The 14,777-nt window shown below is 53.3% G+C and carries 12 protein-coding genes; 4 read left to right on the top strand and 8 right to left on the bottom strand.

Annotated features, from left to right (window positions below):
• Positions 1 to 76: 76 nt before the first annotated feature.
• From ABCO64_RS09800 to ABCO64_RS09770, 7 genes are all read right to left on the bottom strand, one after another.
• Entirely contained in the window at positions 77 to 859 is a 783-nt protein-coding gene (locus tag ABCO64_RS09800; protein WP_253487881.1) for an ABC transporter permease, read from the bottom strand.
• Entirely contained in the window at positions 846 to 1,916 is a 1,071-nt protein-coding gene (locus tag ABCO64_RS09795) for a glycosyltransferase (protein WP_343089338.1), read from the bottom strand. Before ABCO64_RS09795 ends, ABCO64_RS09800 begins: the two co-directional genes overlap by 14 nt.
• Positions 1,913 to 3,142, bottom strand: coding sequence for a GDP-mannose 4,6-dehydratase (locus ABCO64_RS09790; RefSeq protein WP_343089337.1), 1,230 nt, complete (start codon positions 3,140 to 3,142; stop codon positions 1,913 to 1,915). Before ABCO64_RS09790 ends, ABCO64_RS09795 begins: the two co-directional genes overlap by 4 nt.
• 110 nt (positions 3,143 to 3,252) lie before the next feature.
• Positions 3,253 to 4,467: a glycosyltransferase family 4 protein gene (locus ABCO64_RS09785; RefSeq protein WP_343089336.1), complete on the bottom strand. Its 1,215-nt coding sequence runs from the start codon at positions 4,465 to 4,467 to the stop codon at positions 3,253 to 3,255.
• A gap of 146 nt (positions 4,468 to 4,613) precedes the next feature.
• Positions 4,614 to 5,681 (bottom strand): ABC transporter ATP-binding protein, encoded by a 1,068-nt coding sequence (locus ABCO64_RS09780; protein WP_253458210.1) that lies wholly within the window; start codon positions 5,679 to 5,681, stop codon positions 4,614 to 4,616.
• Positions 5,682 to 5,686: 5 nt separating this feature from the next.
• Positions 5,687 to 6,373, bottom strand: a complete 687-nt coding sequence (locus ABCO64_RS09775) for an ABC transporter permease (protein ID WP_253458213.1) — start codon at positions 6,371 to 6,373, stop codon at positions 5,687 to 5,689.
• Positions 6,374 to 6,431: 58 nt separating this feature from the next.
• Positions 6,432 to 7,352: an ABC transporter substrate-binding protein gene (locus ABCO64_RS09770; protein ID WP_253458215.1), complete on the bottom strand. Its 921-nt coding sequence runs from the start codon at positions 7,350 to 7,352 to the stop codon at positions 6,432 to 6,434.
• A 948-nt stretch (positions 7,353 to 8,300) separates the two neighbouring features.
• On the opposite strand from ABCO64_RS09770, the gene ltrA reads away from it, so the two are divergent.
• The 4 genes from ltrA (at position 8,301) to fhcD (ending at position 13,643) form a co-directional block, all read left to right on the top strand.
• Positions 8,301 to 9,812 (top strand): group II intron reverse transcriptase/maturase, encoded by a 1,512-nt coding sequence (gene ltrA / locus ABCO64_RS09765; protein ID WP_292615889.1) that lies wholly within the window; start codon positions 8,301 to 8,303, stop codon positions 9,810 to 9,812.
• Positions 9,813 to 10,136: 324 nt separating this feature from the next.
• Positions 10,137 to 11,276, top strand: a complete 1,140-nt coding sequence (locus tag ABCO64_RS09760; protein ID WP_253458222.1) for a putative sulfate/molybdate transporter — start codon at positions 10,137 to 10,139, stop codon at positions 11,274 to 11,276.
• 910 nt (positions 11,277 to 12,186) lie between these two features.
• The gene (locus ABCO64_RS09755) at positions 12,187 to 12,753 is read left to right on the top strand and encodes a 5-formyltetrahydrofolate cyclo-ligase (RefSeq protein WP_253458225.1); all 567 of its coding nucleotides are present in this window, start codon (positions 12,187 to 12,189) and stop codon (positions 12,751 to 12,753) included.
• An 8-nt stretch (positions 12,754 to 12,761) separates the two neighbouring features.
• Positions 12,762 to 13,643: a formylmethanofuran--tetrahydromethanopterin N-formyltransferase gene (fhcD, locus tag ABCO64_RS09750; protein WP_253458228.1), complete on the top strand. Its 882-nt coding sequence runs from the start codon at positions 12,762 to 12,764 to the stop codon at positions 13,641 to 13,643.
• A gap of 185 nt (positions 13,644 to 13,828) precedes the next feature.
• Here the strand turns inward: fhcD and ABCO64_RS09745 are convergent, their stop codons facing one another.
• Positions 13,829 to 14,425, bottom strand: coding sequence for a nitroreductase family protein (locus ABCO64_RS09745; protein ID WP_253458231.1), 597 nt, complete (start codon positions 14,423 to 14,425; stop codon positions 13,829 to 13,831).
• Positions 14,426 to 14,777: the final 352 nt, after the last annotated feature.

Genomic DNA, 14,777 nt, shown 5'->3' with positions numbered 1-14,777 from the left:
GCCTCAAATAATGTTGTCCGTTTCTCGTGAGGAATACGAAACTCCTTTCGCAGGTGTTCAACATCAATTGCGTTCATTACATCTCCTCCGCAAAACGAGGTTCATAGTGAGCGAAAATCAGGTATCCGACTGCAAGTGTAATGAGGGAGACAATTCCTGCATACAGAAGGCTTCCGATCGATGGAGGTGTTGCATAGATTATCACATTCCTTGCCTCAATGATGATATGGGCCATTGGGTTTAAAAGAAAGATATCACGAAGTCCTTCAGGAAAAATTGTAACCGGGTAAAGGATAGGGGTGGCAAAGAAACCTGCGGACAATACCACAGCCCAGATAAACTGGACATCGCGATACGAGACATTCAGGGCGGCCAGTGCAAGCGAAACTCCAAGAGCCAGGGTGAAGAGAATAAGCAGGATTGGGAGCACATACAACAGTGTTACTGATGGAGCTACCTTGAAATAGAGCATAAATAAGATGAAGACCAGGGACTCAAAGATGCTCATAAGGAGAGCTGTTATACAGAAAGATAGTACAAGAATATCTCGTGGGAAGTAAATTTTCTGTACAAGACCGGGTCTTCCAACAATTGCAGAGAGGCCAAATGATGTTGCTTTTGCAAAAAAGTTCCAGAGAATGATACCAAGGAGCAGGAAGAGCTGGTAGTACTCAACCTCTATCCGCATCAGGTTTGAAAATACTACATACAGTACTGTAAGCAATAGAAGCGGTTCAAGAAGCGACCAGAAGTATCCAAGAATGGAGTTTTTATATCTCTGTTTGAACTCACCCCAGGCAAGCGCCCGGATCAGAGCTCTATAATTATAGAGGGTTCTGATGTGGTTAAGAAACATCATTTATCACCCGCTGTATTTTTTCTGAAAAGACAATTGTATCAAACTCCTTCGCCCTCTTCACACATGCCTCCCGGTAACGCTCCGGCTCACTCGACACCTGCCTCACCGCCTCCGCAATCTCGCGTGCATCTGCGGAAACCAGCACTCCTGTTCCTGGAGTCACCGTCTCCCGGAAGCCGCCTTCATTCACCGCCACAACCGGCTTCCCGGAGGCCATCGCCTCGACCGGGGTCAGCCCGAAATCCTCGTCAAGGGCGGTACACACCAGGCCCCGGCATCGGCCATAGAGATCGAGGAGATACTCTTCGGTGACTTCGCCGAGGAGCTCAACATTCGAAGGAAGATTCTGCCGGAGAGATTCAACGTAGCGGCCAGCATGATCCCCTTCTGCATATCCGCCCACGATCACCAGCTGCTCATCCGGAATCATCCGGAACGCCTCGATCTGGAGCTCGATCCGCTTCTCGGGATAGAGGCGGTTCACTGAGAGCCAGAAGTTGCCGTACTCGATACAGCGGTAGCGGGAGGTATCAATGGGAGGATAGATGATCTCTGCGTCGCGGCCATAATACTGCATAATCCTCTGGCGGACATTTTCCGAGATGGTGACGATCCGGTCAACCTTTGTAACAGAACGCTGATCGAGCCGTCTATGGACGGAAGTCCACGCCCTGAATGCCTGCCTTGCCAGGAAACCCTGGCGCAACAGAAATGCGGGATAGAGATCATAAAATGCCCGAACCGGGGTATAGCAGTACCAGAGGTTCGGGTGGTGGCTCCGGGCAGCATAATGGCTCCAGTTCCCGGTGAAGATAAAGAAATCATAGTCCTCTGAATAGTCTGGTGAAGCGAACTTCCAGGTAGCTGAAATCTGTTTGAAAGGGGGGATTTTCACCGTACTTCCAAGACTCCTGATCGGCACACTGGTACCCAGCCTGCCTGCTGCATCCGTATCTGTGGTGATGATATCTGCTTTGAGGATATCGGCGAGGGTGAGGACAACCCGTTCCCCTCCCCCGATCGCCCCGAAATAGTCATGGAAGATCGCAATCTTCATGTTCGCCTGATCTCGTTCAGGTAATAGTTCAGTTGATCACGGACGATATCATCCACACTGAATTTTGTTGAAAACCCAAGCTTCTGTATTTTTGTGGTATCAGAGAAGAGGATCGGAACCTCGGCCGGCCGGAACCGATCCGGATCGAAGACGATCGGTATCTTCCGTGCACCGGAATAGACTGTAATACCGCCATCTTCAGCTGAAAAGTCAATCTCACCGGCAAGCATCATCCGGTCGACCTTCGTCTTCTCAAATGGCACTCCAAAGACAGCAGATGAATCCCGCATCGTCGGTTCGCTGATAACCTTGCTATTCCGCACCGTCTCAATTTTATCCACCGGAATTCCGGCAGATTCAAGGCTGAGAAGAATATAGCTCAGAACCGAGGTCGTCCGCATGGATCCCTGGTTATAGACATCCCCAGGCAGCCCCTTCTCGGCCAACAGGCAGTAGCCGTGGATCGTATCAATGACATGTGACCAGTCCCGGAAGGCATTCACATTCCCGATGGTGATCTCCTTGATCTCGCCTGAAATGAGTTTTGCCACCTGGTTTGTGATGACTGATGTAACAAACATCATACCGCGGCCCGCTCCCTCGTGGTTGAATGCCCGTGAGACGATCGCTTTTGTGCCATATGTATAAAAGTAGTTCCGCATCAGGTGATCGCCATAGACTTTGCTCACCGCGTAGGGGGACATCGGGCGGAGCGGGTTCGTCTCTTTGATCGGCACCTCCGGAATCGAGGTCGGTTCAGGGTAGATGGTGCCGTGGACAGCCTTCATCCGCTGGTACTGTTCCTCTGAACTGAAGACGAGGCCGTACTCTTCGGAAGATCCGGCAAAAATAATCCTCGGATCACAGTCTTTCAATCTGACCGCCTCAAGAAGGTTATTGGTCCCGATGGAGTTGATCTGGGCGGTCTCTATCGGGTGGGAAAAAGACCTGGGAACAAAAGACTGGGCTGCAAGATGGAAGATGACATCCGGCTCAGAGATATCAAGTGCAGTTGCCATCCCGGTTATATCCTCCAGATTCCCCTCAATAAAGGTGATCCCGTTTGCGACATTCTTCTCCCGGATATTATGGGGAAGATAGCCATCTGCCCGGCGGCGGACAAGCCCGAAGATGTCTGCACCCTGATCAATCAGGTGACGGGCGAGATAGGACCCTGCAAAACCGCTGATACCGGTGATTAAAACATTCTTATTATTCCAGCTCATTGAATGGCTCCTGAATTGGTGTTAGTATGTTTACGCATATCATCCACGGAAAGGATCCCGACATGCGCCTGTATGGTAAAATAGCCTATAAATGAGATAAATCTTTTCAATTATCGCTTGTCATTTGTAGATTGCATCCCCAGGTACTCATCCTCCAGTCGCTCCACAATCCCCTCCCACACATACTCCCCCGCAACCGCCCGGAGGGCATCCTGCATCTGTTCAGGCTCAGAGAGAGACAGTCGGATCCCCTCTGCCAACCCCTCCGGCGATAGCGGACAGCGATATCCGGTCACCCCATCCTCCACCAGATCTGCGGCGGCGTTCCGGGGGTGATCCACCGTCACCACGGGCAGGCCGCAGGCCATTGCCTCCAGCGCCACAATGCCGAAGCCCTCCCTTGTTGAGGGGAGGACGAAGACTTTTGACGCTTTCATGGCGGCGATGACGGCGTCATGGGTGGGGAGAAAGCCGGTGAAGGAGACGGCTTCGGCGATACCCTCCTCCTGTGCGAGCGTCTCAAGGGCCTGCCGCTCAGGTCCGTCGCCGATGATGGCAAGCCGGAGGCCGGGCAGCTCCTCCCTGAGAAGGGCGGCGGCCCGGATCAGGAGATCGACATGCTTCTCGCGGATGAGGCGGCCGGTGAAGATGATATCCGATTGTGGGATATCTGGGCCGCCATCCCCGCGGCCATAACAAGCCGCAGGGCCGCCTCCTTCCATTCCAGCCGGCACAACTGCTGCTATCTGCCCCATATCGATCCCGTTTGGTATAACCGGCACCTTACCAGACACACCGAGTCCTGCAAGTGCCCGTGCAGTCATCGGTGAGACAGCGATCGGATAGTGGGGGAGCGCGGCCGCCCTTGCTTCGATGATCTTTCCAAAGACCCCGCGCCGCCCGAGATACTCGTACCAGTACTCCCCCCATACCTCGTGCCAGGTGATCACAAGGGGGATCCCAAGGTGTTTCGCAACACGGTGTGCAGAGAAGCAGGGGAAGTACGGGAAGTTCTGGCAGTCGATGAGATCAATCCCTGAGGTCCTGCCAAGAGCCAGGAGCGGGTGATAGACCGAGCGGGCGAACCGGAGCGCCTGGCCGGCAGTCCGCCTGCCTCCTGCATAGAGCGGCTCAGCCGGGCAGACACCATGGATGGTAACACCACCCTGCTGGATCACCGTATCCGGCTCATTCCACCATTTCATCCCGAAGAGATGAATCTCGTGGCCGCGGGCGGCGAGCCGGGTGGCAAGCTCCCCTATCCGCTTCTCGGCACCGCCACGGACATAGGGGTAGATGGCGTCATACACATAAGCGATTTTCATAGGTGCTCTCATCCGGGGAGAAGTGATGAGGTATCGATCTGCCGCCTCATCACTCATCGATGATTCTCGTAAGAGTACTACCCCCCCTGAAGAGAGGGGCAGCCCGCCGTATGGAAAATACTTGCATCACAGAGATTTAAACCCCCCTACCTCTTAACCACATGCACCGCTGTTGCCTTGAATGAGGCACATACCACAGACCCTTCTGAAATCCCAAGCTCTTCTGCCGCCTTCCAGGTCACCACAGCAACAATTGGAATACCGCAGTCGATCACAAGGCGCGTGAGGGGACCCATTGCCCTGACGGAGTTAATGGATCCCTTGAGCGTGTTTCTGACACTCCCCGCATGTTCGGCTGTGCGGCTGATCGCAATATCCTCAGGGCGGAGGCAGAGGGAGACCGGTGCACCCACCGGGAGGGGGCTCACCACCTGAAAGAAGACGCCCCCCGCTTCAACAATGGCGATTCCGGCGTCTGTTGAGCGGATAGTCCCGTCGATGATATTCTCGATCCCCACAAAACGGGCGACATACGGATCCTGGGGGCTGGTGAAGATCTCACGGGGCGTTCCCACCTGTGCAAACCTGCCATCCACCATGACCCCCATTTGGTCTGCGAGCCGCTGTCCCTGGAACATATCATGGGTGGAGAGGAGGATCGTCGTCGCAAATTCCCGGTTGATCTTCAGGATCAGCTCCTCGATCATCTCGACTGAGACCGGATCGAGGTTTGCGGTCGGCTCATCAAGAAGCAGGATCTCAGGGTCAGTCACCATCACGCGGGCAAGCGCCACCCGCTGCATCTCGCCGCCGGAGAGTGTCTTTGCCTTCCGCTCCTCAAATCCGGAGAGGCCGACAAGCGAAAGGCCGTCTGCCACCTTCTGCCGTACAACTGCCTCAGGCTCTCCGCGGAACCGGAGGCCAAGGGCGACATTCTCATAGACACTTGTATTGAATGCGGCAGGCTTCTGGAAGACCATGCCCATCCTGCGGCGGATCTCAAGCGACTTCGCTCCATGAATGCGCATCCCCTCCAGGAGGACGTCACCCCCGCTCGGGCTCTCAAGGAGATTGATGATCCGAAGGAGCGTCGATTTCCCGGCACCCGAAGGCCCGATGATCGTGAAGATCTCACCCTTCCGAATCTCCGCCGAGACTCCCCTGAGCACCTCTGAATCCCCGAATGTTTTGGTTATATCACGCAGATCGAGCATCAGGATCACCGGTTCTGGACATATGCAAGCATGAGGTTGATCACAAGGGCTATTCCAAGGAGAATGATGCCAAGCGCAATGGACATAGCAAGATTCCCCATCGAGGTCTCGAGCGAGATCGCCGTTGTCAGGACACGGGTATGGCCCCGTATGTTCCCTCCGATCATGATCGCAGCCCCGACTTCCGATATGGCACGGCCAAAGCCAAGCACCACTGCCGCCATGATCGCATACCGTGCCTCACGGACAACCCCCGCGATAAACTGGTACTGCGAGGCCCCAAGTGACCGCAATGTATCGAGGATTGTTATATCAACCCCTTTCAATGCGGAGATGGTCAGGCCGACCATGATCGGCAGGATCAGGATCGTCTGGGCAATCACCATCCCTTCAGGCGTGAAGAGGAGGCGCAGAAAGCCAAACGGCCCCGCACGCGAGATCAGGAGGAAGACAAAGAGCCCCACAAGCACCGTCGGGAGGGCATAGAGTGTCTGGATCAGGTTTACCAGAGCCTTCTTTCCCGGGAACTCATTGAAGGTGATGACTGATCCGATCGGAATGGCGATAAGTGATGCGAAGAGCGTCGCTGAGAGCGAGATGATGATGCTCCGGATTGAGATCTCGATCACCTCGGGATCGAGGGTGACGATCAGCTCGATTGCTGTCTTAAAGCCTTCTGCGATCTCGTTCATCAGCCAACTCTCACCAGATCAGTTTCTCATATGATGATAAAAAGGGTAGATAGGTGGATCAGAGAACAGGGGTGGTTACCTCTGCTTCCGGAACACCCATAACATCCCATTTGCCGGATGCGGCAAAGAAGAGGGGTTCACCATACTCTGCAACACCGAAGGTTGCAATCTCCTGCTGCACTTTGTCGGAGATTAAGTAGTTGATCCAGGCTTTCCCAAGCTCGGTGTCGATGCCGGCATGCTTCTCAGGATTGATCAACATCGTTGAGTAGACATTCAGGAGGATATCCCCGGAGTCGACGATCGGCACAAGCTTTAAGTCCCCCTTGTATGCAAGGAACGTTCCGATATCAGAGAGTGTGTATGCCTCTTTCTCATTCGCCATCACCAGGGTTGCACCCATCCCGGATCCGGCTTCGACATACCAGTTGCCTGAATTCTGGACATCGGTTGCGTAGGTATAGCCTGCGGACTTCCAGATCGCCTGCTCTTTTGCATGGGTTCCTGATGCATCACCGCGTGAGACAAAGGCAACCCCCGGAGTCCCGGCTTTGCCCTCAGTCATAAGAGTCTTAAACGCTTCCTCCGGCTCTGTGCCACGGATGCCTGCCGGATCTGATTCTGGACCGATGATCACAAAGTAATTGTATGCGATGACACGCCGCTCAACCCCATCGCCGTCTGCAATGAATGTATCTTCACGGGCACGGTCATGGACCATCATCACGTCGACATCGCCACGCTGGCCGTACTCTAGGGCTTTCCCCGTTCCGGCTGAGACAACAAGGAGTTTCGCATTATACTTATCCTCGAACGCGGGCCTCAGGTGATCAAGCAAACCCGTATCATAGAGGCTTGTGGTTGTCGCGATACGGAGTTCCCCGCGGGAGGCTGATGCCGTATCATCACTGACACATCCGGAAACAAGCAGCCCTGCAAGAAGGAGTGCGATTATGACTATTTGGGAATCCCATTTCATGAATGACCACAAGGAGGTACGGGGTGAAGATATATATGATTTATCTTTTCGCCTTTTGTTAAACAAAATTAGTTTACACAATTTGTTTACACAAATACCAGCCGAAGCCTGCTTTCGTTAAAGGCATGAGAGGCAACGAAAGCATTAGAAGCAACTGCAAGCACATGCGGCGCGGGTATAGGGGGGCGGGGTTAGCGAAGGGGAACAGGCGGAACAGACCTGATAAACCCTTGCTCGAGAGAGCAACCTGAAAGGCGATTCCAAAGGAATCGGGGATTTATCTGCTTCTGGCAGCCCCCGAAGCATTCCCGCCCCTCCCGCGCCAGCATCTGCGGCCACACAGTACACCCAGTACACCCGGTAGACCCATCACCCGGCACGAACCTCCCCTGCGAAGCATGTGCGGACGGGGCCGGTGCGACAAGAAAGCTGTACTCGGAGATTGCGGGTAAATCCGCCATCCTATCTGTCTGGGATGTTCCTACCTTGGCATGCGCTCCTGGTAACGGGAGGGTGTGAAGCCCAGGGAACAACGCGGAGAAGAACAGAACCCTGATCTGTTCAATCTGCCAGGAAAAGAACGCCATGGAGAAACACATGTTGAATCATCGTTAAAGGGTCGTAATCCGCAACAGGCGAAACCAGGGTGTAACCACGCCCGAACCAAAATGGTAAGGAGTCAGATCATCACTACACGTCCCATAGGATGACAGGCAGACAAACGATTCCCGGCTCACAGATGACTCCTACAGCGTTCATAATTATCTCCGATACGGAACTTGGAAACCCGTATACACTCCTCAATCGAGGTATGGAGGTCGCAAGACCAACAGACGGTGTAGACGGAACAGGATGTCCCAAGAAGCGAATGCCCGCTTGTAATGAGCGGGATAGAGGCGATTGCCTCGACCTGAAAGGGTGCTGACGTGGGATGGGTATTCCGAAGCAATGAAGGAAGGTATAACGATGAAAGTATGTCATTCAACGACGTCACAAGACGAGAAACATACTGACAAGGATCTCGCCCGGCAATGGAACTCCATTGACTGGGACAAAGTCAAATCCACCGTTAATCGGCTACAGATCCGGATTGCAAAGGCAACACAAGAAGGAAAATGGAATCTGGTTAAACGTCTGAGTTATCTGTTGACACACTCGCTCTCAGCAAAAATGCTGGCAGTACGAATCGTGACTCAGAACAAGGGAAAGCGTACCCCAGGCATTGATGGAGAACTCTGGAACTCCCCATCTGAGAAGATGAAGGCAGCCCTGAGGCTCACTGACAAACAGTATCGCGCGCAACCATTACGACGCATCTACATCCCTAAACCAGGGAAGGATACTAAACGTCCGATCTCGATTCCAACAATGTATGATCGCGCAATGCAGGCACTCTATGGTCTGGCTCTCCAGCCGATTGCAGAGACGACAGCAGATCCACGATCATTTGGATTCAGACTCTTCCGATCAGCACAGGATGCGTCAGAATACGCATTCAAATGCCTTGGAAAAAAGACGTCCTCCCCATACATCCTTGAAGGCGATATTCGCGGATGTTTTGATAACATCCTCCACGATTGGCTCAAGGAACATATACCCATGGATCAATCGGTCCTCACCCAGTTTCTCAAATCGGGATATGTCTTCGATCAGACACTCTATCCGACAGACAAAGGTACTCCGCAGGGTGGGCTTTTTTCCCCAATTCTCGCGAATATGACGCTGGACGGGTTAGAAAACGTCCTTAAAGCAGAGTTCCCACGGATGAAAGTTCATTTTATCCGATATGCAGATGATTTCCTGGTAACTGCTCCTACGAAAGAGATCGCAGAGGCAGCCAGGAACGTCATACAGAGATTTCTCGCGAAGAGAGGGTTAACACTATCGGAAGAGAAGACGTTGATCACACACATTGGCGATGGTTTTGATTTTCTCGGATACAATTTCCGGAAATACAAAGGTAAATTCCTGACCAAACCATCAAAGATGTCAATTAAATCGATCACTGACAAAATCAAAACTGTGACAAAAAAGGCGCAAGCCTGGTCACAGGACGACCTGATAAAGACATTAAACCCAATTATACGAGGATGGGCAAACTACCATCGTCATATTGTCGCCAAACAGACATTTAAGAAACTGGACAAATACCTCTGGATCGTAACATGGCAATGGGGAAAACGACGACACTCTGACAAGGGATTCAAATGGATTGTAGACAGATACTGGAAATCTGAAGGGAACAGGAACTGGGTTTTCCAGACACAGGAAAACACCCTCCTCCAATTCTCTGATGCATCAATCCGGAGACACAGTCACCCTAAACTCGATGCGAATCCATATCTCGAAAGGAATTACTTTCTGGAGAGAAAAGAGCGCATGACAAGACAGACACCATGGATTCAAACCAAATTATCCTATTTTGCGTTACCGCCCAGCAATGGGTTGAGGAATGCGTGAGCCGGATGCGGTGAAAGTCGCAAGTCCGGTTCTTGGAAGACGGGGCGGGAGTAATCCCGCCTTGTTATTCGACGGGCGGTGGGGGGCACTCCTGATAATCATCACTGTGTACGTGCATTGCTCTTGCATGCAGGTATGCAATTCCGGTGATTGTGCAACGAATGGTACAATGAATAACGTAGAAGTGCACATAGAGCAAGGAGAGATCACGTGCAAATTAGTCACAAAAATGATAGCACGACCCTTCAGAAAGCCAGAGAAGAACAAAAACTCCCAGCAGAATCCTTTTGACATAGTGCAGCCAATACCCGGTTTGAAGAGGATATGGAGAGCAGTAGGCCAGGGGAGAGGGAAGGCGAAGACGGCATCCGGTTCTCCCTCAGGGAGCTTGCAGGGTCTGTCGGCGATTTTGGGACAATATTTCCGATCATCCTTGGAGCAGGGATAGCCGCCCAGGTGAATGTCAGTTATGCATTCCTCGGGGTCGGCCTCTGGTTCATCATCGCAGGCTTCTATTACAAACTCCCAATCCCGATTGAGCCGATGAAGGCAATCGGCGCCATTGCCATTGCCGAAGGACTGACAGCAGGCGAGATTGCAGCCTCCGGGATCATCATCGGGATCTTATTCCTCGCATTCGGTATGGTGAAGGGGATGGAGCGGATCAGGCGGGTCATCCCTGAGAGCGTCATCAGGGGGATCCAGGTGGGCCTTGCCCTGCTCCTGCTCAGGACGTCATTAGGCTATATCGTAGCAGACATCTTCTTTGCCGCTCTTGCCATTGGAATCGTGGTCATCTTCTTTCTTGGAGCAACATGGAGGAAGATCCCGGATATTTCGTCACTTGTCGTCATCGGAATTGGTCTTGCCGCAGGCATCATCATGACCGGGATGCCGCCACTCAGAATGATTCCGATCCCTGAACTGATTATCCCTCTCTCAGGCGACTGGCTCTTTGCCACCATTCACCTGGTGATCCCCCAGATCCCCCTGACACTTGGAAATGCGATCCTCGCCACATCCCTCCTCACCCTTGATCTCTTCAGGCACGAGGTAAAACCTGACCGGCTGGCAAAGACAACCGGCATAATGAACCTGATCACTGCCCCGCTCGGCGGGTTCCCGATGTGCCACGGTGCCGGGGGACTCGCCGCCATGTACAGGTTTGGAGCACGGACCGGCGGGGCAAACATCATCGCCGGGCTCATCATCATCGGATTTGCAGTCGCCTTTGCACCCCCGGAAGTCCTGACCCTGATCCCCTATGGTATCTTTGGCGGCCTCCTCGTCTTTGTCGCTCTCGAACTTGGGAAACACGGGATACAAACCGACTCCTACCCGGTCACCATCTTCATCGGCATCATAACGCTCATCAGTGGCATCACCCCGGCTTTTATACTCGGGATGATCCTGGCATACATCCTCGGCAAACAGAAGAGCGAAGATGATGCTGCAAAAGGATGAATCAAATATGACTCTTCTCAGAATTTCTGATCGCCAGACTTTCTGAATTCCAGGCAAATATCGGCTGAATATTCTGGTTTCATCCTCACAGCAGATACCTTTTCCACACAAGCGACAGTGCATGGGATACTGTGGTTGAAGAGGAGAGCGACCAGGTAACAAGAAGTAGGCGCGAAGCGCCATCTATCCTTCCTGGCGGGGCGGTAAGCCCCGCATGGTGACCGACAGGTCACCTTCGCCGAACTCCGAAGGGGGGATGGCAGTGCCCCCCCCGGAGGATGTTCGGTGACCGGCTCTATCAAGGCATATGTGCGATCACTCCATGACCAGGAGATACCTTGCTCTGTTCTTACACAAACCTTACACAAACCTTACACAAACCTTACACAAACTGACTCATTCTCCACAATTCTGATCACGAGAATTTTCCTGCATTTTCGGAGCATGGGAAAAGATCCCGGGAAGAGAGCACGATAGATTGCCCGGGTAGAGATCCTGATGCAACGACCGGGATCATTGGGAGCAACTGGAAGCACATGCGGCGCGGGTATCGGGGGGCGGGTCAGGTGATGGGGATCAGGCAGAGAGAGGTGATAAGCTCTTGCTCATCAGAGCAACCTGAAAGGCGATTCCGAAGGTTTCGGGGCGTATCTCCTCTGGCTGCCCCCGGAGCATTCCCGCCCCTCCCGCGCCAGCATCTGCGGCAATCCAGCTCAACATCCCTTGCGAAGCATTTGCGGACGGGTCCGGGGCGGTGGGGATTCTGACACGCGAGTACGAGAGCCAATCTCCAACGTAACTCCATACCTGTCTCTGATTCTTTTACCACGAATACTCTTAAAAGGCTGAAGCCGGAGAAGAACCATTTTTATACCTTCCGGATATACTACTGCCATTGGTGATGCGTCCCATGGCTGAAGATAAGGAGACGATACGGAATATTCTCAGGCAGAGGAAAGAACTTCAAACCCCGGATGAGCGGTTTGAAAAGAGCAGGCGGATCTGTTCACACCTGATGAAGATGATCCAGCCAAAGGAGACGGTGATGGTCTATACCTCAAAAGAGAAGGAGGTGAACACAGTTCCGCTCATCACGATGCTCCTTGCATACAAAAACCCGGTCATTGTCCCGATCATCCAGAAAGAAGATTACACCCTTCGCCTCTCGTACCTGGAAGACATGGGTGTTCTGATCCCAAGTACATTCGGTGTTCCAGAGCCAATCGGAAGCGAGATCCCGGCCCGTGGGGAGGATGTCGACACCATCATCCTGCCGATGCTCGGGTTTGACCGCCGTGGCGGGCGTATCGGGTATGGTGCAGGCTATTATGACAGGTTCCTCTCGATGCATCCTGAGATCAGAAAGATCGGCATCGCCTTTGCCTTCCAGGAGATCGAGGCGCTGCCACTGGATCCCCATGACATCATCATGGATGCAATCATAACAGAAGACGGGGTTGTCTACAAAAGAGGGTGAATTGCTCCATGCAGCGTAACGATACAGTCATCCTTGATACCTTTGCTGAAGCCTTCCCAATCTGGGTATCACGGGTGATCGTCACAGCCGACTCCCTGAAATGGGCCTATGTGGCTGCTGGGGAGGCAGCCGGCTTTGCGACATCAAAAATCTACTGTCCCTGCGAGGCAGGGATCGAAGGTGAATATACCGATACGCCAGATGGCAGGCCCGGCGTCTCGATCCTGATCTGTGGCGAAAAAAAGCAGATGCGATCCCTTGTCGCAGACCGGATATCCCAGTGCATCCTCCCTGCACCGACCGCATCAGCCTATGACGGCCTGCCGGATGCGGTTGATCGCTTTTTTACCCGGATGCATTATTTCGGGGACGGGTACGAGGAGCGCTGCACTGTTGGCGGGAGGCAGTGCTGGAAGATACCCGTGATGGAAGGATACTATATCGGGGAAGAACGGTTTGGAACCGTGAAGGGGATTGCAGGAGGCAACTTCCTCGTTATGAGTGATAACCAGAGAGACGCACTTGCCGCAGCAGAAGCAGCAGTTGAGGCAATCAATCCCCTCCTAGGCGTCATCACGAGTTTTGCCGGAGGAATTGTCGGGAGCGGGTCAAAAGTCGGGTGCAGCAACTACCGCTTCCCGATGCCAGCAAGCACAAACCACCGCCTCTGCCCGGCACTCAGGGAAACGGTGCAAGGTTCACAGGTCCCGGATGGCGTGACGACAATCTATGAGATCGTCATCAACGGGATCGGCGGGGATGCGATTCAGTCGGCCATGAAAGCAGGTATTACAGCCGCCGTAGCAACGGGCGGAGTCCTTGCCATCGGGGCATCGAATTTTGATGGCAGGCTCGGACCGCACCGGTTTGCACTCCATGATCTCTTCTGAGAGAGAAGAGAGCTGGAGGCAAGAAAGAGAGAGGGCAGCGGCCATATCAGAATGCGAAACAAGAGAGATGTCTGGTAGGGTTTTTTACCTTCACGCTAAAATTTTAGCAGATTTCCGCCCCACTGTATTCTATCACGCGATTGCAGTCGAGCACCGCTTCATAACTGATCGACCCCTGCCTCTGCCTAATCTGCCTGCTCTCCCTGATGAATAATACAATCCTCTAGCGCCCGCTTCGGGACATGGTGGATACCATCAGGTGATCGCCAGTACCGGGTATCTCCATTGGGCGGGAGCGGCTCAAGCCGGATCTCTTCTGCCGGATAGCCGAGTGCTACAACGAGCAGAATCTCCATCTCTGCTGGAACCTGCAGCAGGCGGCGAAGCCCGGACTTCTGCACTGATCCGAAGATGCAACCCGCAATACCCTCTTCAGCAGCAGCAAGGAGGATCGTCTGGGCGGCAATCCCAAGATCAATTGCAGGATCCGGGCTGCAATCGACAGATGCAAGAATCGTGATATACGCAGGGGGCCGCTCACCAGCAACAGGCCCGTCCCACTCAGGGAGATCAAGCGCCCAGAGAAGGAGGGAACAGATAGCATGAGTCTGGTCAGGATCAACCGAGATGATATACCGAAGCGGCTGCCGGTTCCTGGCAGACGGGCAGAACCTGGCAATATCGATGAGTCCTGTAAGCTGGTCGCGGGAAAGCAAGTGATCTTCCTGGAAACGGCGGGTGCTCCTGCTCTGTTGTGTCAGCGTTCTGATGCAGTCACTCATGAATACCATATCCTGAAAGAGTCTGTGCCAGATAAGACGATAATTATTATGACTCTTCTCCAAAAAACTCCGATCACGAGGGTTTTTCTGAATTCTTCGGAGCATGGGAAAAGATCCCGTGAAAAGATCCCGGGTAGAGAGCACGATACAACAACCGGGATCATTGGGAGCAACTGGAAGCACATGCGGCGCGGGTATAGGGGGGCGGGGTCAGCGAAGGGACCAGGCAGAACAGAGGTGATAAGCTCTTGCTCGAGAGAGCAACCTGAAAGGCGATTCCAAAGGAATCGGGGCGTATCTCCTCTGGCTGCCCCCGGAGCATTCCCGCCCCTCCCGCGCCAGCATCTGCGGC

The organism is Methanocalculus natronophilus (assembly GCF_038751955.1).
GTDB classification, from domain to species: domain Archaea; phylum Halobacteriota; class Methanomicrobia; order Methanomicrobiales; family Methanocorpusculaceae; genus Methanocalculus; species Methanocalculus natronophilus.
This window is presented reverse-complemented; position numbering and strand designations above follow the sequence as displayed.

Coding starts and splice junctions, on each gene's coding strand:
- ABCO64_RS09800 (WP_253487881.1), bottom strand. CDS start 859: ATGATGTTTCTTAACCACATCAGAACCCTCTATAATTATAGAGCTCTG.
- ABCO64_RS09795 (WP_343089338.1), bottom strand. CDS start 1,916: ATGAAGATTGCGATCTTCCATGACTATTTCGGGGCGATCGGGGGAGGG.
- ABCO64_RS09790 (WP_343089337.1), bottom strand. CDS start 3,142: ATGAGCTGGAATAATAAGAATGTTTTAATCACCGGTATCAGCGGTTTT.
- ABCO64_RS09785 (WP_343089336.1), bottom strand. CDS start 4,467: ATGAAAATCGCTTATGTGTATGACGCCATCTACCCCTATGTCCGTGGC.
- ABCO64_RS09780 (WP_253458210.1), bottom strand. CDS start 5,681: ATGCTCGATCTGCGTGATATAACCAAAACATTCGGGGATTCAGAGGTG.
- ABCO64_RS09775 (WP_253458213.1), bottom strand. CDS start 6,373: ATGAACGAGATCGCAGAAGGCTTTAAGACAGCAATCGAGCTGATCGTC.
- ABCO64_RS09770 (WP_253458215.1), bottom strand. CDS start 7,352: ATGAAATGGGATTCCCAAATAGTCATAATCGCACTCCTTCTTGCAGGG.
- ltrA (WP_292615889.1), top strand. CDS start 8,301: ATGAAGGAAGGTATAACGATGAAAGTATGTCATTCAACGACGTCACAA.
- ABCO64_RS09760 (WP_253458222.1), top strand. CDS start 10,137: ATGGAGAGCAGTAGGCCAGGGGAGAGGGAAGGCGAAGACGGCATCCGG.
- ABCO64_RS09755 (WP_253458225.1), top strand. CDS start 12,187: ATGGCTGAAGATAAGGAGACGATACGGAATATTCTCAGGCAGAGGAAA.
- fhcD (WP_253458228.1), top strand. CDS start 12,762: ATGCAGCGTAACGATACAGTCATCCTTGATACCTTTGCTGAAGCCTTC.
- ABCO64_RS09745 (WP_253458231.1), bottom strand. CDS start 14,425: ATGAGTGACTGCATCAGAACGCTGACACAACAGAGCAGGAGCACCCGC.